Annotated in this window: 19 protein-coding genes; 11 read left to right on the top strand and 8 right to left on the bottom strand. The window is 50.0% G+C overall.

Going from position 1 to position 17,831, the window contains the following annotated elements; genetic code table 11:
- Positions 1 to 217 precede the first annotated feature (217 nt).
- The 9 genes from ACJJI0_RS03295 to ACJJI0_RS03255 all read left to right on the top strand — a co-directional run bounded on the left by ACJJI0_RS03295 (position 218) and on the right by ACJJI0_RS03255 (position 9,217).
- Positions 218 to 925, top strand: coding sequence for a TVP38/TMEM64 family protein (locus ACJJI0_RS03295; RefSeq protein WP_252081918.1), 708 nt, complete (start codon positions 218 to 220; stop codon positions 923 to 925).
- A complete protein-coding gene (locus tag ACJJI0_RS03290; protein ID WP_444884660.1) occupies positions 925 to 3,168 on the top strand; it encodes a hypothetical protein in 2,244 nt (747 codons plus the stop codon). The genes ACJJI0_RS03295 and ACJJI0_RS03290 overlap by 1 nt, the downstream gene beginning before the upstream one ends.
- Positions 3,165 to 4,439 carry a glycosyltransferase gene (locus tag ACJJI0_RS03285; protein ID WP_444884659.1) on the top strand — a complete coding sequence of 425 codons (1,275 nt, stop codon included), beginning with the start codon at positions 3,165 to 3,167 and terminating at the stop codon, positions 4,437 to 4,439. Before ACJJI0_RS03290 ends, ACJJI0_RS03285 begins: the two co-directional genes overlap by 4 nt.
- 9 nt (positions 4,440 to 4,448) lie before the next feature.
- Positions 4,449 to 6,896: an endonuclease/exonuclease/phosphatase family protein gene (locus ACJJI0_RS03280; protein WP_444884658.1), complete on the top strand. Its 2,448-nt coding sequence runs from the start codon at positions 4,449 to 4,451 to the stop codon at positions 6,894 to 6,896.
- 178 nt (positions 6,897 to 7,074) lie between these two features.
- Positions 7,075 to 7,758, top strand: coding sequence for a Bax inhibitor-1/YccA family protein (locus ACJJI0_RS03275; protein ID WP_152453311.1), 684 nt, complete (start codon positions 7,075 to 7,077; stop codon positions 7,756 to 7,758).
- A gap of 65 nt (positions 7,759 to 7,823) precedes the next feature.
- A complete protein-coding gene (gene tusD, locus ACJJI0_RS03270) occupies positions 7,824 to 8,216 on the top strand; it encodes a sulfurtransferase complex subunit TusD (RefSeq protein WP_444884657.1) in 393 nt (130 codons plus the stop codon).
- A gap of 2 nt (positions 8,217 to 8,218) precedes the next feature.
- Complete coding sequence (gene tusC, locus ACJJI0_RS03265; RefSeq protein WP_444884656.1) at positions 8,219 to 8,581, top strand: sulfurtransferase complex subunit TusC; 363 nt, start codon at positions 8,219 to 8,221, stop codon at positions 8,579 to 8,581.
- Position 8,582: 1 nt separating this feature from the next.
- Complete coding sequence (gene tusB / locus ACJJI0_RS03260; protein ID WP_444884655.1) at positions 8,583 to 8,873, top strand: sulfurtransferase complex subunit TusB; 291 nt, start codon at positions 8,583 to 8,585, stop codon at positions 8,871 to 8,873.
- A gap of 8 nt (positions 8,874 to 8,881) precedes the next feature.
- A complete protein-coding gene (locus ACJJI0_RS03255; RefSeq protein ID WP_444884654.1) occupies positions 8,882 to 9,217 on the top strand; it encodes a TusE/DsrC/DsvC family sulfur relay protein in 336 nt (111 codons plus the stop codon).
- Between the two features lie 9 nt (positions 9,218 to 9,226).
- Here ACJJI0_RS03255 and ACJJI0_RS03250 read toward each other — a convergent pair whose 3' ends face one another.
- Positions 9,227 to 9,631 carry a secondary thiamine-phosphate synthase enzyme YjbQ gene (locus ACJJI0_RS03250; RefSeq protein ID WP_444884653.1) on the bottom strand — a complete coding sequence of 135 codons (405 nt, stop codon included), beginning with the start codon at positions 9,629 to 9,631 and terminating at the stop codon, positions 9,227 to 9,229.
- A 55-nt stretch (positions 9,632 to 9,686) separates the two neighbouring features.
- Here ACJJI0_RS03250 and trmA point away from each other — a divergent pair, with 55 nt between their 5' ends.
- Positions 9,687 to 10,775 carry a tRNA (uridine(54)-C5)-methyltransferase TrmA gene (gene trmA, locus ACJJI0_RS03245; RefSeq protein WP_444884652.1) on the top strand — a complete coding sequence of 363 codons (1,089 nt, stop codon included), beginning with the start codon at positions 9,687 to 9,689 and terminating at the stop codon, positions 10,773 to 10,775.
- Between the two features lie 332 nt (positions 10,776 to 11,107).
- On the opposite strand, the gene ACJJI0_RS03240 is transcribed toward trmA, so the two are convergent.
- The 4 genes from ACJJI0_RS03240 to ACJJI0_RS03225 all read right to left on the bottom strand — a co-directional run bounded on the left by ACJJI0_RS03240 (position 11,108) and on the right by ACJJI0_RS03225 (position 15,225).
- On the bottom strand, positions 11,108 to 11,428 hold the full coding sequence (locus tag ACJJI0_RS03240; protein ID WP_444884651.1) for a hypothetical protein: 321 nt from the start codon (positions 11,426 to 11,428) through the stop codon (positions 11,108 to 11,110).
- A 34-nt stretch (positions 11,429 to 11,462) separates the two neighbouring features.
- A complete protein-coding gene (locus ACJJI0_RS03235) occupies positions 11,463 to 12,179 on the bottom strand; it encodes a helix-turn-helix transcriptional regulator (protein WP_444884650.1) in 717 nt (238 codons plus the stop codon).
- A gap of 211 nt (positions 12,180 to 12,390) precedes the next feature.
- Positions 12,391 to 13,890 carry a vanadium-dependent haloperoxidase gene (locus tag ACJJI0_RS03230; protein ID WP_444884649.1) on the bottom strand — a complete coding sequence of 500 codons (1,500 nt, stop codon included), beginning with the start codon at positions 13,888 to 13,890 and terminating at the stop codon, positions 12,391 to 12,393.
- Between the two features lie 717 nt (positions 13,891 to 14,607).
- A complete protein-coding gene (locus ACJJI0_RS03225; protein WP_444884648.1) occupies positions 14,608 to 15,225 on the bottom strand; it encodes a LysE family translocator in 618 nt (205 codons plus the stop codon).
- Between the two features lie 297 nt (positions 15,226 to 15,522).
- Between ACJJI0_RS03225 and ACJJI0_RS03220 the strand changes: the two genes are divergently transcribed.
- Positions 15,523 to 15,936 (top strand): IS110 family transposase, encoded by a 414-nt coding sequence (locus ACJJI0_RS03220; RefSeq protein WP_444884647.1) that lies wholly within the window; start codon positions 15,523 to 15,525, stop codon positions 15,934 to 15,936.
- A 387-nt stretch (positions 15,937 to 16,323) separates the two neighbouring features.
- Here the strand turns inward: ACJJI0_RS03220 and ACJJI0_RS03215 are convergent, their stop codons facing one another.
- The 3 genes from ACJJI0_RS03215 to ACJJI0_RS03205 form a co-directional block, all read right to left on the bottom strand.
- On the bottom strand, positions 16,324 to 16,779 hold the full coding sequence (locus ACJJI0_RS03215) for a hypothetical protein (RefSeq protein WP_444884646.1): 456 nt from the start codon (positions 16,777 to 16,779) through the stop codon (positions 16,324 to 16,326).
- A 157-nt stretch (positions 16,780 to 16,936) separates the two neighbouring features.
- Positions 16,937 to 17,323, bottom strand: a complete 387-nt coding sequence (locus ACJJI0_RS03210; RefSeq protein ID WP_444884645.1) for a hypothetical protein — start codon at positions 17,321 to 17,323, stop codon at positions 16,937 to 16,939.
- Between the two features lie 90 nt (positions 17,324 to 17,413).
- Positions 17,414 to 17,764: a hypothetical protein gene (locus ACJJI0_RS03205; protein ID WP_444884644.1), complete on the bottom strand. Its 351-nt coding sequence runs from the start codon at positions 17,762 to 17,764 to the stop codon at positions 17,414 to 17,416.
- Between the last annotated feature and the right edge of the window lie 67 nt (positions 17,765 to 17,831).

Raw genomic sequence — 17,831 nt, 5'->3', positions numbered from 1 at the left:
AGCACGCCTATCCCCACGCCAACCAGTGTACTCCCCCTACATATTTCTTTTTTTTATATCTGCCTGAGCCATTTCCCCGCCAATAAATCCTTTCTAGGTGCTAGCGCTCGATAAAACCCGGGTGCGTCAAAATGAAGTTTTACCTGCCCTTTTCCATTGGCTAGGCTAATAACTGGCGGCGATCAAAACCGCTTGTTGTTGGCTCCCGAGCAGTTCTATGGCGGTGAAATTCCTACCGGTAATTGTGATTCTGATTTGCCTGATCGCCGTGGCCGGTGCGCTCAGCCTGATGATGTATTTCAACCTGGATGAGCGACTGATCGAACTGTTCCAGTGGCTCAATGAGCAGGGCTGGCAAACCAGCCTGCTATTCGTGTTAATCGTTGCCCTGGCGATCGTATTGTTGTTGCCTGGTGTTATTTTCACCATGGGCGCAGGATTTGTATTTGGAGTAATCAAAGGCACTTTGTTGGTACTGTTGGGAACCGTCCTCGGCGCAACCTTGGCCTTTCTGATTGCCCGCTACTTGCTCGGAGAGAGGCCATCACGCTGGATTATGTCCCACATAAAGCCCGCCACGGTGGGCGAAGTGATTCGTCGTGAGGGCTGGCAGATGATCATGTTAACCCGCCTGGTACCACTGTTCCCTTTCAAGCTCTCCAACTATTTCTTTGGGCTAACACCGGTTCGCTTGCGGGATTTCATACTGGGCAACGCGTTGGGGGTAATTCCCCTTACCCTGAACAATGTGTATGTAGGCTCCATCGCCGCGGATCTAACGTCCCTGGGTGAGGTGGAGGAGCGCACTACGGTGCAATGGGCGCTTTACATCATGGGCTTTGTACTGGCTGTACTGGCCTTGATCGGCCTCACACGCATGGCGCGACGCGCCCTGAAGAAGATCGTGAAAGAAGAGGATCTCTGATGCCCTGGATGAAATGGCTACCGTGGCGCTTCTTCGTACGCCGATTTGCCACCGCCCACGGTTTTCTTGATCCGCTGACATTGATGGCTCGCTTGCAGCGCTTCGCCGAACCCTCAGAAGTCAGCGAGCCCATTGAGCTACTGCGTGCGGGTGCGGTATTTCACGCCCGTGCACTGATCAACAGCAAGGTAATCCAGCACAATCTGGACTGGGTCTGGCCCTATTGGATACAACGCCAGTTTGACCCACGAGATAATTCGTTTATCCCCCGGGCTTTTTCTATTACCCACTGTAACCTCAGCCACCGCAATTGGACCGCTGTGGGGTTGCCGGACTGTGAGGCTTTGCCGGTGGTCGATCCCCGTGGCCTGGTCACACCCTACTACGACGGGTGGTCCATTGATGCCTGGGTAATCGGCGACGGTGGCGAGGAATTAACTCCCGCCTCCCTCACCTACTGTGAGCAACATCAGGAACTGGATGATCACCTCTCTGTGGTTACGGAATCCGCTCGCCACGGACTCAAACTGCGCAACACTGTAGCCGTAGAAGCCATTGATGGAGCCCCCCACTGCAACATCAAACTTACCGCCAGTTGCCGGAACAGCGGCTGGCTACTGGTAGTGCTGCGCCCATGTAATCCAGAGGGGGTCAGTTTTGTACACAAGGTGCGCCTCAATGACCAAGGCCGGGGGTGGCTCATTGAAGACAAGCAAGCGGTTTTATTCAGTCAACCCATCGACAAGCACCTGGCCTCAGATTATCGCGGTGGGGATATTTACCTGCACTTGAAAGACGAAACTGGGCGTATGCAGGGTGAATGTGATGTGGGCATGGCCTCCGCTGCAGCCATGTTTCGATTAGAGCGTCACAAACCCCTGAAGCTGGAAGTTTCAATTCCCCTCGACAGCGAAACCCCTAAAGACACAGAGACGAAAAGCTGGGCGGAAAGCTTGGCAGGCCACTGCGCGCTCAAGATTCCAGACCGGGACTTCCAGTTCCTCTACGACTCAGCCATTCGCACCCTGATTCTGCACTCCCCCAAAGATGTGTACCCAGGCCCCTACACCTACAAGCGATTCTGGTTCCGGGATGCCGCCTTTATGATCCAGTCACTCCTTTACGCAGGCTTGATAGATCGCGCAGAACGGGCTTTGGATCAGTTTCCCCACCGACAAAAACGCGATGGTTTTTTTCACTCCCAGGATGGTGAGTGGGATTCCAACGGCGAAGCTCTTTGGATATTCAACTTATTTTGCCAGCTGGCAAATAAGCCGCTTAAGCAATTCTGGTGCGAGCCCATCCTCAAGGGAGCCAGATGGATTATCAACAAGCGCCTGCCCCAGGATGGCAGCCTCTGTGCGGGCCTGTTACCAGCGGGCTTCAGTGCAGAGCACCTGGGCCCCAACGACTGTTACTACTGGGATGATTTTTGGGGAGTAGCCGGATTACACGCCGCTGCCGCCATCTGCACCAGAGAAGGCATCGACGACAATGCACACCGATTCAGCACCGCCGCCAATGATTTTCAGCGCACCATTGACGAAAGCCTCAGCAGTGCTCAAGAACGGCTCGGAAGATCCGCCATGCCGGCCTCTCCCAACCGGCGCCTGGATGCCGGAGCTATCGGGTCCGTGGTGGCAGGCTATCCACTACAGCTCTACCCCCCGGATGATCCCCGCTTGATCGACCTGGCTGACTTTTTGATCGACAAATGCTTTGTCAGCGGCGGTTTCTTTCAGGATATGATCCACTCGGGTATCAATGCCTACCTCACACTACATATTGCCCAGGTCTTACTGCGCGCCGGGGATCGGCGATGCCTGGAGTTGATGCGCAGTGTCGCCAAACTGGCCTCCCCCACCGGCCAGTGGCCTGAAGCCATCCACCCCCATTCCCTGGGCGGTTGCATGGGCGACGGGCAGCATGCCTGGGCCGCTGCAGAGTGGGTCGCCATGCAGCGCAATTGCTTTGTGCGAGAGGAACAGGACGCCTTGATACTGGTCTCAGGATTACCGCCGGAATGGCTCAAGGATACGTCTACCAAAGTCCCCATTCGTTTCGGCCCAGCGCCGACGCGCTTTGGAGTGATTTCCTTAGAGATCACTCCCGGAGTCCGCCCAAAGGTCTCCTGGACCGCAGACTGGTACGGAAAGCCACCGGCCATTGCTGTTAACCCCATTGGCTTTCCACCCACACTGGTTGGCGAGGGGCTGCTATCTGTGGAGTTAAAATCCCAGTGAATATCGTCATGCTGACCAACACCTACTTACCCCATGTCGGTGGCGTGGCGCACTCGGTCGCTGCTTTCAGCGAGGAATATCGCAAGCGAGGGCACAGGGTTTTGATCGTGGCCCCGGAATTTCCAGAGAAAATCGCCGGGGAAAAGCACGTTGTGCGCATCCACGCCATCCAAAATTTCAATGGCAGCGACTTCTCGGTAGCACTGCCTTTTTCACCGGATTTGAGTGATCGGCTGGATCAATTCAAGCCAGATATCGTTCACGCCCATCACCCTTTTCTTCTGGGTATGACTGCCCTCCGGGTAGCCCGGCAGCGGGAGCTACCGCTGGTTTTCACCCACCACACGCTCTATGAGCACTATACCCACTATGTACCCGCTGACTCTCAAGTGCTGAAACGCTTCGTGATTGAGCTGGCCACACGCTACGCCAACCTGTCCAGCCTGGTACTGGCACCCAGCCACAGCATTGTTAAATTATTGCGCGAGCGCGGCGTTCAAACCCCCATCGCCGAGGTGCCCACGGGCGTTCAACTGGAGGACTATAACAACGGCGACGGCAGCAAGGTGCGTCGGCGCCTGGGTATTCCCAAGTCCGCATTTGTGGTGGGCCATCTGGGCCGCTTTGGTCAGGAAAAAAATCTGCGTTTCCTCTGCAATGCAGTAACGAGATTTATGCGGGATGAAGGCAACACTCACTTCCTGTTTGCCGGCAGCGGACCTCTTGAGGATGAGCTGCAGGCAATTTTTGCCAGCCGGGGGCTTTCCCAGCGTCTGCATATGCCCGGTGCAGTGCTTGGCGAGGCGCGCCGGGACATGTACAACGCCATGGACGCTTTTGTTTTCGCCTCTACCAGTGAAACTCAGGGCCTAGTGCTCTCTGAGGCCATGGCTGGAGGGGTACCGGTTATTGCCCTGGATGCCAACGGCTCCCGAGAAATGGTACGCGATGGTAAAAATGGGCGACTGGTGACGGAAATAAACCTGGAAAGCTTTATTGAGGCAATCCGCTGGCTTTACCAGCTACCCCCGGAACAACGCCAGGCTCTCAACCGAGAAGCCTTAAATACCGCACGGGATTTCTCTATGCACAGCTGTGCACAGAGAGCGCTGGATCTCTATCAACCTCTGCTCAAATACGGATGGGCCCTGGATGACTCCCTCTTCGCCCAGTGGATGCGCATGCGCAATCTTATTGGTGCCCAGTGGGAGATTATCGAAGGGCTGACCGGAGCCGCCGGTGCGGCATTTGGCCAGGCACCGGAGCCATAGCCGCCCATTATGTTAAGCAGAGTCGGACTTTCCATTAGGCGCTGGCGCCGCCGCTTCAGCCGCAGCGAGTGGATCGCCAAACTGTTAGGACTCTCCACCAGCGGCCGTCAACCCCACGCACCGGGTTTGATCCTGATCCAGATTGATGGTTTGGCACATCCGGAACTCTTAAAGGCCCTTTCCGGGGGCCGGATGCCTTTCTTAAAGGGCCTGATCCGCAAAGAACACTACCGCCTGGAACACATGTTTTCCGGGATTCCCTCCACCACCCCCGCCGTACAGGCAGAGCTGTTCTACGGTGTGCGCCAGGCAGTACCGGCCTTTGGCTTTCTTATTCATGAAACCCAAAAACTCGGCCGTATGTACGACCCGGAAGTGGCCGCGCTGGTGGAAAGCAGGGATATGTTCAAACAGCGTGACCCCCTTCTGCGCGATGGCAGTTGCTACCTGAGCCTGTTTCGCGCCGGTACCAAGACCGGCGAGGCACACTTTTGCCCAGCCGATCAGGGCTGGGGTCCAGCCCTGCGCAGTGCCAGCCCCTGGACCATTGCCGTTCTAATCCTAACCAACTTATGGAGTCTGATACGCACAGCTGCACTGATTGTGGTGGAGTTGCTGCTATCCCTTGTAGACTGCATACGCGGCGTGATGCAGGGGCAAAACTTGCTCAAGGAATTGATGTTTGTCCCTACCCGGGTCGGTATCACCATTCTCTCAAGAGAATTTTGCACCATGGGGGTCAAGGTGGACATCAGCCGCGGCCTCCCCATTATTTATGTCAATTTGCTCGGTTATGATGAGCAGTCCCACCGACGCGGCCCGCGCTCGGCGTTCGCCCACTGGGTATTGAAGGGTATCGACGATGCCATAGCCCGCATTTGGCGTGCCGCCCATGCCTCCGATCGGCGCCACTACGATGTGTGGATTTTTTCCGATCACGGCCAGGAACAAACCAAGCCCTACGAAGAGGTCTTTGGCCGCAGCCTTGGCGATGCTCTGTCAGAAACATTGTCCGATCTTGCAAAACCGCCAGAAATTGAGCCAGGCCAAAGCAGGCACGGCGTGCAGCTGGAGCGGGCGCGCTTGTTTGGCAGCGAATGGATGGATAAAAAAGACATAGAAAAACAGGAGGTGTCTGTTGATTGCAGCGCCAGTAAAACCCCTCTGGCACTCACCGCCCTTGGCCCTCTGGCCATGCTCTACAACCTGGAATTGGGTAATATCAGCCGCGAACAGGTCGCTCGCAAGATAGTTGAACAGGCCCATGTGCCTCTGGTGCTCTATCGGGTAGACCCCACTTCGGCAAAGTCTCCGGTGCACGGATGGTGGAAACACGGCCCGGTGAGGTTGCCCGAAGACGGCCGCAAGTTGATGGGGGACGAGCACCCCTACCCCGAGCAATCCATTGCCGACATGATCAGCTTGTGCAGTCACCCCGACTCCGGCGACTTTATGATGTACGGCTGGTGCTCCAGCGAGGAACAGCCTCTGACTTTCGCCATGGAAAACGGCAGCCACGGTGCCGCCGGTCCCAGGGAAACCCACGCCTTTGCCCTAATGCCTAAAGATATACAGCCGCCAGATCCGCGGCTGGGCTACTGGCGCCCCCAGGATCTACGCACTGCTGCGAGGGCCTACCTGCGCGGCGCCCACCCGATGAAATTGGATGAGCACCAGCTGCCACAAAAAACTCTGCGAGTCATGACTTACAATGTGCATAGCTGTAAAGGAACCGACGGTACTCTGTCACCGCAGCGTATTGCCAGGGTAATCGCCCGCTACCGCCCCGATATTGTCGCCTTGCAGGAACTGGATGTGAAACGCAAACGCACCGGGGGGCTTGATCAGGCTGAGCGGCTGGCACGGTTACTCTCAATGGATGTGCATTTTCAGCCAGCCATTAACCTCAATGAGGAGCGCTACGGCGACGCCATTCTCACTCACCTACCGGCAAAGCTGATCAAAAAAGGAATTTTACCGGGGCCACCCAAGGGTAAGGGGCGCTTGTTCAATCCCGCTGCAGATGAGCCTCGCGGCGCCATTTGGGTAGAGGTTGAGCATAATGGCAGCAAAATTCAGGTGATCAATACGCATCTCGGACTCTCGCGCGCAGAGCGGTTACTGCAGGTGGATGCTCTGCTGGGACCAGAATGGCTGAGCAACCCTCGCTGTAAAGGCGAGCGAATTTTACTCGGTGACTTCAATGCTCTGCCCACTTCCGCCGAGTGTAAACGCCTCTGCGGCTACCTGCGCGATGCCCAGGAGCAAGCACCCAGGCATAGCCCTAAAGGCACTTTTCTCAAGGTGCGAATCGATCATATTTTCTTGAGCGCCGGCATTGTGATAAAAAAAGTGCGAGTGCCACGTACCGTGCTGACCCGACAAGCTTCGGATCACCTGCCTTTGATTGTCGATATCGAGGTGCCTTTTAGGCCCGAAGCAAGCAAAACCCCTTGAAAAATCTCCAGCGGTCCCTATTAATAACAGGAGAAGATTCGACTAAAACCCTGAAAAAACTGCGGTTTTTCGAATTCAACTCAATTTATAGCCAGCGCCTAAAAGGGATTTCCCGACTTGATGGTCCCCACCGCGAGCTATATGATTCCGGTATCGATTAAATAGCAGGAGTCGCTAAATGCAACCGCAAGCTTATACAAATACCCGTGCACTGGACCGCTCGGAATCGGCGAAGGTGTTGCGCAATACCTATGCCCTCTTGGCCATGACTGTACTTTTTAGTGCTGTCACAGCCGGTATCTCTATGGCCGTCGGCATGGGCCGCGGCATGAGCCTGATCTGCTCTCTGGGAGCCCTGGCCCTGATTTGGTTCGTTCTGCCACGCACTGCCAATTCCAGCGCCGGCGTCGGTGTTGTTTTCGCATTCACCGGCCTATTGGGCGCATCTATCGGCCCATTGCTTAACCATTACCTGGGCCTCGCTGGCGGCGGCCAGATCGTAATGCAAGCTTTAGGTACCACAGCCCTGATTTTCTTTGCCCTGTCTGCTTACGTACTGACTACCCGCAAAGACTTCAGCTTTATGGGTGGTTTCCTGGCTGTTGGTCTGATCGCTGTACTGGTCTGCTTCCTGGCAGTCATCATCGCAGGCTTCTTCGGCATTCACATGCCTCTGGTCAGCGTTGCCCTGAGTGGTGTTGTTGCCCTGCTGATGTCAGGTTTCATCCTGTATGACACCAGCCGTATCATCAACGGCGGTGAGACCAACTACCTGATGGCAACGGCTTCCCTGTACCTGAATATCTTCAACCTGTTCACCAGCCTGCTGCACATTCTTGGGTTCGCTTCCTCTGACGACTAAGCATAAGTGCTGCTGAGCTAGACCCAATGCCCCGCTCTGCGGGGCATTTTACTATTTGGCCCCCTATGAAGTTTTCCCTGGCAATTTACTCCGCTCCACACGCCTCGCAATCGGCAGCCAGCGCATTGCGCTTTGCCAAAGCACTACTGGCCGAGGGTCATGAAATCTACCGGATTTTTTTCTACTGTGATGGCATACAAAACGGCAACAATATTGCCGCGCCCCCCCAGGACGAAGCCGACCTGATCAATGAGTGGCAATCACTGCAACAGAAACACAACCTGGATTTGGTCGTCTGTATCGCCGCAGCGCAGAGACGCGGTGTCTTAAGCCTGCGGGAAGCAAACCGCCTGGAAAAGCCCGCAGCCAATCTTGCAGAAGGCTTCGAACTGGCCGGCCTCGGCCAGCTCACCGATGCCGTTGCCAACTCTGAGCGCCTGATCACTTTTGGAGGTTAACAATGGGTAACCAGACCCTGGCCCTATGCAGGGCTGCACCCTATGGGAGCGCCCTGGCCCGAGAGGGGATTGAAGCTGTGCTCGCCTCAGCAGCTATGGAACAGGACGTTGATTTGTTATTCCTTGGCGATGGCGTATTCCAACTACTGGACAACCAAGCTCCAGAGGCCATAGAACAAAAAAACCTGTACCGGAACCTTATGGCACTCCCCATGTTTGGGGTCGAACAGCTCTATGTGTGCCAGCACAGCCTGGAGCAAAGAGGTATCCACCCTGACCAAATACAGATTCCCGGAGCGGAAATCACCCTGGTCACTAAGCCAGGGAAGCTAATCGCTGCTTACCAGTGCGTGTTGAGTTTTTAAGATGACCTTACATATTGTCAGTAAATCGCCTTTTAGCAGCCAGGCACTACACGATTGCCTGCAGAGTCTCACCGAAGGCGATGCCCTACTCTTGCTTGAAGACGGGGTCTACGCCCTGAAGCACCAAGCCTTGCACGACCTACAAGAAGCAAAGGTCTACTGCCTGATAGCCGATAGCGAAGCCCGCGGCATACAGGCCAGCTCGACACTCGCCTCAGTAGAGATGATCAACGATGCTCGCTGGGTGCAACTATGTACCGAGCATTACCCCATCGTCAGTTGGTTCCGGTGATCAATACAATGAGCAACCTAACTGTAAATGGCCTGGAAATCCCTCTGGATAAAGAGGGTTACCTGCGAGACCTCAATGATTGGAACCGCGATGTGGCCGAAGAGCTAGCTCACGCCGAGAAAATCGAGCTGACCAACGCCCACTGGGAGGTCATTGAGCTGCTGCAGGAATTTTATCGCCAATTTGAACTATCTCCCGCTATGCGCCCGCTAGTAAAGTTTATCGGCCAGCACCTGGGCTCGGAAAAAGGTCGCAGCATCTACCTCATGCAGCTGTTCCCCCCAAGCCCAGCCAAGATTGCCAGCAAAATTGCCGGGCTCCCCAAGCCCACCAACTGCCTCTAGGCCGAACATTTAGATATGGAGAATGACTCTGCGCTCACCGTGGTGGTGTCGGTGCTCCCACAAATAGATACCCTGCCATGTACCTAACATTAGCCGCCCATTTTGCACAGGGATCGAGAGGCTAGTGGCAGTCAGGGCCGCTTTGATATGGGCCGGCATATCGTCTGGCCCCTCAAGAGTATGGGTATAGAGGCGGTCATCCTCTGGCACCAGCCGATTGAGCCATTGCTCAAGATCCCTGCGCGCGCTGGGGTCGGCATTCTCCTGGATCAGCAGGCTCGCCGAAGTATGTTGTATAAATAGCGTACAAAGCCCCTCCCCCACATTGAGCCTCGACACCCAATCGGCCACTTGGCTGGTAAACTCCTGAAGCCCCTGCCCAGACACTCTTATTGCAATCTCACCTATTGCCATACGGATTCCTATATAATTCGCGCCCGCTCTACCATTGAGACTACCGTATTTTAATATGGCACTGCACCGCGTTAACACCGACGACTATCAAGACCAGCTCCATGCAAAGGCCAAGCGCCTGGCCGAGGCCTATCGTGAATTTACCGATCTGGGGCCTGAGCTATTTCCATCTCCGCCCATTCACTACCGGCTTCGCGCCGAGTTCAAGGTTTGGCATGAAGGCGGCGTAGCTCATTACGCCATGTATCGCCAGGGTGAGTATAAAAAGCCTTTTATCATCGATACATTTACCGTGGGCTCGGAGCTAATGAATCAGCTAATGCCCAAGGTCTTGGAGGCCGTTAACAGCAGCGAGATACTGCGCAAGCGCCTGTTCTCCGCCGAATTCCTTACCACTTTGAGTGGTGATGCACTCATCACACTCATCTATCACAAAAAGCTGGAAGAGAGCTGGGAACAGGAAGCAAGGGCCTTACAAGAAAAACTGGGCTTCCCTATCCTTGGACGCTCGCGCAAGCAGAAAATGGTGTTAGAGCGAGATTTCGTCACCGAAAAACTGGATATCGATGGCAAGAGCTATCAGTACAAACAAGTAGAAGGCAGCTTTACCCAACCCAATGGGCACATTTGCCGTTCCATGATCCAGTGGGCTAAGAATGCCTGCGGCCAGAACTCCAGCGACCTGCTTGAGCTCTATTGCGGCAATGGCAACTTTACCATTCCACTCAGTGAAAATTTTGAGAAAGTACTTGCCACTGAAATCTCCAAGGTTTCAGTCAACTCAGCCCAGGAGAATATTCAGGTAAACGGCATCAATAATCTGGATATCGTGCGCTTATCCAGCGAGGAGTTTACCCAGGCTATCGACAAGGTTCGCCCATTTCGTCGCCTCGCTCATATAGACCTGGATAGTTACAGTTTTGACACTGTGCTGGTAGATCCCCCCCGCGCCGGTCTGGATGAAGATACCTGTGCAATGGTTGCGCGCTTCCCTCGCATTCTGTATATCTCCTGTAATCCGGAGACCCAGCTGGAAAACCTCAAATTCTTGAGTAGGACCCACCGCATCGAGCGCTTTGCCTTATTTGATCAATTCCCCTACACAGACCACACCGAAACCGGCTTGTTACTTGTGCGCAAATAACGTCCAATGAAGGTATTACTCGGGGGCAACTTCTTACTGCCCCCGAAACAGCCTTACATCGCTCTAATCATCACTGTAAATCAATTGAAGACCTCACAGTCCCAAAGCAAGAGGAAACCTTGAAGGGGAACTTTTGAGGAGAGGGACATTACTTCCTACCAGTTATTGCAGCAAGACGAAACCAACACCCGAAGGAACAATTGAAGTACTTACATTTGAACAAAATAAGTACTTCTCGAAGACATCCTCTCAGTTCGGATCAAAACTGTTATAAATAAGGAGCAGCACAAAGTGATACTCCTTATTACTTTCGTTCTGGGCCTAGCTATCCATCAAACAATTTTCGACCAAAATGTCATATCAACAGATTCCGAGTCAAGGAGCTGCAAATACTTTCTTGTAACATCATTATCCAGCCACAACTGACATATCTGTTCAGCCCTTTCCTGGGTTGAGGCTAAAGCGACATCAGCGTAGATACCATTTTTACCTCGCAGAAGGAAATGAGATAACAAACCTTCTTGCTTGGATAAAAACGCATCATCCACCTCTTTTGAGAGTGCTATCAAGTCTTTCTCCGAAACACCTTCCCGGAGACGAAATGTAGCAAATTCAAAACCTATAAAATCAGCCGTTCGATTGTGATATAACATGGTTCACTCCTTCTGTGGAGGTCACATTATCGGGTTAGACTCCTGACAGCATTGTGTCAGTAGTGTTTTGCAAAGATGAGCTTTTCTGCACTTCAATATAATCTGACAAGCTAACATTAGTAGGAAGTTCACGCTGGGGCACTTCCAGGTCAAGGCTTTCAATACGATCAATTCTAAAGTCACGATAATCTTGCTTTAAACCACACCATCCACCAAGGGTCCACTTGCCACCCCAATAGAAGAGACCCAAGGGATAAATGATTCTCTTTGACCTACTGCCTACCAGGGAAGTATATGAAAGATAAATACACTGCTTTGAACTAATCGCTTTATGAAGCTGGTCCCACAAACTGAAGTCCACTGATCTTAAATGCTTACCTGGTACCCTAACTGTTTTATGGAGGTCATACTTCCCGAGATCAGGTAAACCAGCTTCAATTTTACTTAACAATGAAAGTGAAGATTGCTTTAACTCAGCCCCAGTCCATGAAGACAGTAAATTTAAACCAATAATAAGTGCTTCAAATTCTTCTTGTGTTAATTGCAATGGGGGTAACTCAAACCCATTTGAAAGGCGATATCCTACACCTGCTTCACCATAAACAGGAATCCCCGATACAGAGAGATCATCCATATACCTATATATTGTCCGTTCAGAAACAGATAATTTTTCGGCAAGTTCTTTTGCAGTTATAGGCTGGTGAGCTCTTAAAATGTTCACAAGCTGAAAAAGCCTATCTGATTTCCTCATTTTGGTTACTTCTCTCTATCCATAACTAAGGAAAAATTAATCAAAATAACAAACACTTTAACAGCTCAGGAAAATCTAGTCACCTCACCCAAGTTCCGCTACGCCGCTATGACAAAGCGGAAAGATTGCGCATAAGGAGCAAGACGCAGGGTGTAATCATTAATCATACCATTGAATCAGCAAATACACTCTCCGCCCCGATAAATCCTTATTATTCGCCTGCCACTTTTGAAAGATAAAATTGATAGGCACGGCTCGCAATTTCACGGCCTATCTTTTGGCCCGCTGGTACTGAAGGTTCAAAATGCACACCAGCCCAAACACGGCTGTTTCCGCAGTCTTCCTCAAACGATGTCCAAGTCGGGAAATGCAAATACATATCAGCTTGCGGTGTTATGCCAGGTTCAATCTGTGAGCTTCCCGCAGGAGCAGGTACGCTATACCCTAACGTATCTCCTTGAGGTAAAAATAGGCGGCTTGTTTCTGCATGAGCTGCACAAAAACTGGCAGATGCAGAGGGATATTCCGGATGATCTGCTACAGGTAAATAGCTTGTCCATTGGCTAGCTGGCAAGTCGTTCACTGTTCCTTTGCCTACGCCACCCCAAGCAGTAACTAGCTCGTCCTTATAAATATAACGAACGGCAGAAAAAGGCCGTACTGAATTATGGCGACGCTTTTCTTTCCAAATTGCAATAGCGGTATCAAAAGCGGCCATATTGGTGAGGAAGTCATAATGAATGAAGTCCATCAACGAAAGACCTTGAGATTCAGATGCAAATACAGCAGCAAAGCCCAAGCTGAATATCTTCATATCAAACAACTCGGCTTTCATCTTCTGCTCATCCGTCAAGCTCGCTGACGTATTCAGTACATCATTAACTTGCGCAACATAACTTGGATAGTTCCAGATTTTTGACTTCAGAGGTATTGGAGAGGTGAATTCATCCGGAGACTCATAGCTATAGGGTGTTGTCAGTGCAATTTGAGGGGTTACGAATTGCTGAACCCGGAATACGCCAGGGCGCTCCATTAAAACAGCTGGTTGCCACTTAGAAGGGAAGCGTAATTTGTATGCCGTATTGGCTGGCTTGAAATCGGTATAGTCGGCATAGGGTAAACGATGATATAGCTGATCTCCCTCATTACCCAACTGATTCATACCGTCATTGGCGCGCCCTTCCAATACCTTCCGGCCGGCATAGTTACCAATACCAATCGGCGTAGTAGTATCCTCAGAAAGGTTGTAGGGATCCAAACCTAATTCAACCAGCATGTTATCCCATTCCGGTACCAAATGTGGAAACAACCCACTTAGCACTTTATGAGATGCGTAAGAAAGTGCAATATTTAATTCACTGTTATCCGATGACTGAGGCATCCTTGCAATGTCAGAATAAACACCTTTTGCAGTAGGGTGATAAGGTGCTGTTGCATCAAACCAGGAGTTGGTTATTAGTGTCGTAAAACGTAGCACTAAAGTTGCATCATTAGCAGCGGGCGAAACCTCAAAAATTGCGCAGGCCGCAGCAGGAATTATATTCTGTACTGCAGCATTACAACTCTCTAAGTCTACAGAGCTACACTTTGGTGGCAATGTAACATCGGCCAATTGTGGGCAAGTGAAGGCTTGAGCCTGCCAGCTAGCTGAAACAACTAGAAAACCCAAAACTCCTTTTAGAGCCTGCTTATAAAATTTATTGCTTCGCATTAAACTTCCCTTTTCATTTGATTAACATTAATAACAGAACTTTCGTCCCATGAGACATTTCCGCCGTCAGCAAAAGCCACGTAGACTATTTCAAAATTTCGACACTACTACCCCCCATTACCATTTATAGTGATCATAACGCCCGCATTACTGCAATATTGTGATACAACGCAAGCATCCTAAATATGTAGCGTCAAGCCAAGAGGAGACCAATTACCATTAGAGTTCTTCTCTTATTAAGTACTTAGATACTGCTGGCAGTTAAGCAAACGATACATATAAAGTTCTTATTATATCGCACCTACTATTTACCAAGCAGCCTAACCGATGAAAGGGACACAGCCAAATACCCCAGAATACAAGAACTTACACCCTAAAAAAGACACAAGAATGGAGTAAGAAAAGTGTTCCAAACAGTGAATTTAAAACCTACCCTAGCGCCATCTTCATATAAATAAATAACTCGAAGGAAAGTATATTCTTCAACTTAACTTTGTTGTTTTAGTCGACATGAATTTCAATTAAAGATGAGACGATCAGATTGCCTAGCGTGTCAGAATAAAACCTAGGGAGGTGATAGAAAACATAGATAAATTTTGAGAATTTCACCACAAGCAAGGATGCGACATCGATTAATTAGCGCCTTCAGGCACTTAGAGTGAAAAGCTACTACCCACTTAACTGGAGGAGGTTTCAGGCGCGAAGTTAATTGGCTTGTTATACCCGCTCACTAAACGCCAGTCTGATGCCGAGTGCTGCAAAGCTAGTTGCAAAGAGCTTCTGAATTGCAATGCTTGCTTTCTCTGATTTAATAATGAATGCGCTAAAACTACCTGATAGAAAACCATACACAATAAAAATGCCAAACGTCATTATCATGAACACAACGCCAAGTGTAAGCATGCTATCCAATGCACCTTCTGTTGTAGCTGGAATAAACTGAGGAAGAAACGCTAGAAAGAAAATAGATAATTTTGGGTTTAGTATATTTAGCAAAAAGCCTTTTACTATGATGCCTGAGTATTTGCTGTCTGACTGCTGGTTAGAAACTGATAAAGGAGATGAGAAACGCCACATTTGATATGCCAAATAAAGCAAGTAGACAGCTCCAATGTATTTAACGATTTGAAACGCTATTACACTAGTGTGAAAAATTGCAGCCAAACCAAAAGCGCTTGCTAGGAGTGCTGGAATGATGCCTAAAGTGCATCCTAGGGCAGCAAATAAACTTGCTTTTCTACCAATAAACAATCCGGTAGCCACAGTATACAACACTCCGGTCCCGGGAATTAAAACTACAACTAACGAAGTAAGTAAAAACTCTAAAGATATCATCCGGTGTATCCTTCTCCTGCAAGGGTATAACGTTCAGCTCACATATTTTGCGGGCAATCGTGCTGCTGCTTGTATGGTTGTTCTTGTCCGATTCTGATGTTGAAAATCCTTTTCGCTAACGGGTAAATTGAGACCCACCTTCAGCGGCCACCGAAGGCCTTGTTTATCACAGTTCGCTGCCTGGCCGGTTCGTAAAAGACCGATAACAAGTATGAACGTGATAAGTACTCACTAAGCATAACTCGAATAGTCATGTGGGCCTCGAGCCCGAATAGCAAGGCGGAGATAGCTTATCTTATGGAACCACAAGAGATCAATGTCGGTATCGATACCAGCAGTAAACAACTCGATATTTATGTGAGACCTACTGGCCAGTTATTTAGTGTTACCAATAACAAAGAAGGTATTAAAGACGCTATTAAACAACTACAACCTCTTAAACCTGAAAGAGTACTAATAGAGTCTACTGGAAGACTTGAATTAGAGTTTGTTTGTGCAGCAGACAAAGCGGGATTGCCTATTGTTGTTTGCAACCCTTCTCAGATCAGAAGCTTCGTCAAATCCGCAGGGCGCCTCGTCAAAACTGACAAACTAGATGCAATTGATATCGCACACTTTGGTCAGGCCATGAAGCCAAGGCTGCAGGTGCTGAAGCCAGAAAAACTAAGGGAGATCAGTGACTTACTAACTGTAAGAAGTCAGTGTTTATAGATGAGCACGATGCAAAAGAACCGGCTTCAGCGGATGCCTAAATCAGTACACAAACCTATTCAGACTATTCTAAATACCATTAAGAAAGAACTAGAAAGAATCGACAAACAGCTGGATAAGCTTGTTAACAATGTTTCCGAGTGGCGGCAAAGATGCAACCTATCGTTGAGCACTAAAGGAGTCGGGAATGTATTGGCTTATGCACTGATGAGCGAACTTCCTGAACTAGGAAAATTGAACTGTAAAGAAATCGTCGCACTCGTAGGAATCGCCCCAATCAGTTGTAGCCGGCATGGAGCTTACTTTGTGTTAATCTGTGAGCGCAGCGAGCAACACAAAGCAAGCAGAGTGTTGGCTGTCAGCTGCATTGGTTTGTTAGGCCCGTTACTATTCGAAGCTTTTTCCCATTACGAAAGCAATGGCGCCTATAACTAAGAAGAAGCCTATAAATACTCCTCTGATTCTTTTTTGCTCTCTCAACGACTCTTTGATGAGGTCCTCGCCAGCTTTATTGGCTTTCTTGATAAGAGAAATATCATCAGGGTGAAGATAGGTATTATTATCGGAGATGTAAGTTTCGAACTCATCACCTCTGACGCGAGCACCTAAACTATCCGCGAGATCGAGCATTTGAATTATGGCCCATTGAGATGGATTTTTTGACCAAAGCTCACCATTTGAGTACCACAAAGTGCAGATCTCGTTATCTTTTCCTATCTTCTCGAAGCATTTCTGTTTCGTATCGAATTTCCATTCAGAGGACATAGCGCTATGAATCTCGCTAAATTCGATATTCCTCTGAACTTTATCCTCAGTTCTCAATATTGATACATGATAACCCACTGAATCTCCTTCCAGTGCTGGTCTTGCCCACAAAAAGTAGACACTCTAACTATGCGAATTTTTCGCGAAAATGGAAGTGTAGCGACCCGCGCAAAATGTGCATAAGGTAAGCTATCCCGCGGAGAGCTGAAGGCCCGGAGCGTACTGCCTGGCCTGGTTATGCGCCACCACTCTGCATTTGCTGAGCAATACGCTCATTTAGTTGCTTAAATTGCTCGATAAGCGCATCGCACGCTGCCTTTTCAGCTTGGCATAGTGCCTTTATATCTATGTAGATGGCGCCATCGCATTCTAATACAGTGCGCTTTATTGCTGCCGGATAGGCATCGTGCCCCTTTGGTGAGAACGACCACAAAACGTAATTACCATTTTCTTTTGTAGAGAAAATAGCCCAACCATTTTGGTCGGGCTCCGAAGCCTGGAGATCTTGCCTCAGACTTTCCAGTGCTTCCAAGACTGTCTTGTATCCTATAAAACTTGGCTCATCGGCGACGGCCATAGTAGCGAAAATACAAAAAGCCGCAATAATTAAATGCTTTTTCATTATTGTAATCCATGCTTTATCAGCGCATAACGCCCACAGTTGCGGCTGGCTTGGAGCGCAGCGGAAAACCAATCCGACAACATGCGCTTGTTAAGGCTTTTTCTGCCATAGCGGAGATAACTTAGCTCCCCAGTGGTCTACGGCAACAAGCTGCTCATTTTCATCAAAATAGAACACTATCTGATTTTGAAGTCTGATCTGGGTCTCGTAATTTCTATCCATAGTCTTCGAGTCTTCGAAATTGATGTCCGGTAGATCACGTTCTAATATAGCGACTACTGATTCCTTGGTGCTGTTTTGACCAATAAACTTCCCTAGAATACGGACATCGGCGCTCAATTTGTGTGCCGCTTCTATCGTAGAACTTTTATCAATATACCAATAAATCAAGTACAAATTCAGAACAACGGATAGCACCAAGACTGTAGCAAGAGTTCTCATTTCGTATTTGTTTCCGTCTGCGTATGCCTTAACGCCCACAGCAGGGGTGGCTTATCTTATGCGCGTT

This window comes from Microbulbifer mixtoriginis (SeqCode) (assembly GCF_052466695.1).
Note: the sequence above shows the minus strand (reverse complement) of the source record. Positions and strands in the feature narration are given on the sequence as shown.

Coding starts and splice junctions, on each gene's coding strand:
- ACJJI0_RS03295 (WP_252081918.1), top strand. CDS start 218: ATGGCGGTGAAATTCCTACCGGTAATTGTGATTCTGATTTGCCTGATC.
- ACJJI0_RS03290 (WP_444884660.1), top strand. CDS start 925: ATGCCCTGGATGAAATGGCTACCGTGGCGCTTCTTCGTACGCCGATTT.
- ACJJI0_RS03280 (WP_444884658.1), top strand. CDS start 4,449: ATGTTAAGCAGAGTCGGACTTTCCATTAGGCGCTGGCGCCGCCGCTTC.
- ACJJI0_RS03275 (WP_152453311.1), top strand. CDS start 7,075: ATGCAACCGCAAGCTTATACAAATACCCGTGCACTGGACCGCTCGGAA.
- tusD (WP_444884657.1), top strand. CDS start 7,824: ATGAAGTTTTCCCTGGCAATTTACTCCGCTCCACACGCCTCGCAATCG.
- tusC (WP_444884656.1), top strand. CDS start 8,219: ATGGGTAACCAGACCCTGGCCCTATGCAGGGCTGCACCCTATGGGAGC.
- tusB (WP_444884655.1), top strand. CDS start 8,583: ATGACCTTACATATTGTCAGTAAATCGCCTTTTAGCAGCCAGGCACTA.
- ACJJI0_RS03255 (WP_444884654.1), top strand. CDS start 8,882: ATGAGCAACCTAACTGTAAATGGCCTGGAAATCCCTCTGGATAAAGAG.
- ACJJI0_RS03250 (WP_444884653.1), bottom strand. CDS start 9,631: ATGGCAATAGGTGAGATTGCAATAAGAGTGTCTGGGCAGGGGCTTCAG.
- trmA (WP_444884652.1), top strand. CDS start 9,687: ATGGCACTGCACCGCGTTAACACCGACGACTATCAAGACCAGCTCCAT.
- ACJJI0_RS03240 (WP_444884651.1), bottom strand. CDS start 11,428: ATGTTATATCACAATCGAACGGCTGATTTTATAGGTTTTGAATTTGCT.
- ACJJI0_RS03235 (WP_444884650.1), bottom strand. CDS start 12,179: ATGAGGAAATCAGATAGGCTTTTTCAGCTTGTGAACATTTTAAGAGCT.
- ACJJI0_RS03230 (WP_444884649.1), bottom strand. CDS start 13,890: ATGCGAAGCAATAAATTTTATAAGCAGGCTCTAAAAGGAGTTTTGGGT.
- ACJJI0_RS03225 (WP_444884648.1), bottom strand. CDS start 15,225: ATGATATCTTTAGAGTTTTTACTTACTTCGTTAGTTGTAGTTTTAATT.
- ACJJI0_RS03220 (WP_444884647.1), top strand. CDS start 15,523: ATGGAACCACAAGAGATCAATGTCGGTATCGATACCAGCAGTAAACAA.
- ACJJI0_RS03210 (WP_444884645.1), bottom strand. CDS start 17,323: ATGAAAAAGCATTTAATTATTGCGGCTTTTTGTATTTTCGCTACTATG.
- ACJJI0_RS03205 (WP_444884644.1), bottom strand. CDS start 17,764: ATGAGAACTCTTGCTACAGTCTTGGTGCTATCCGTTGTTCTGAATTTG.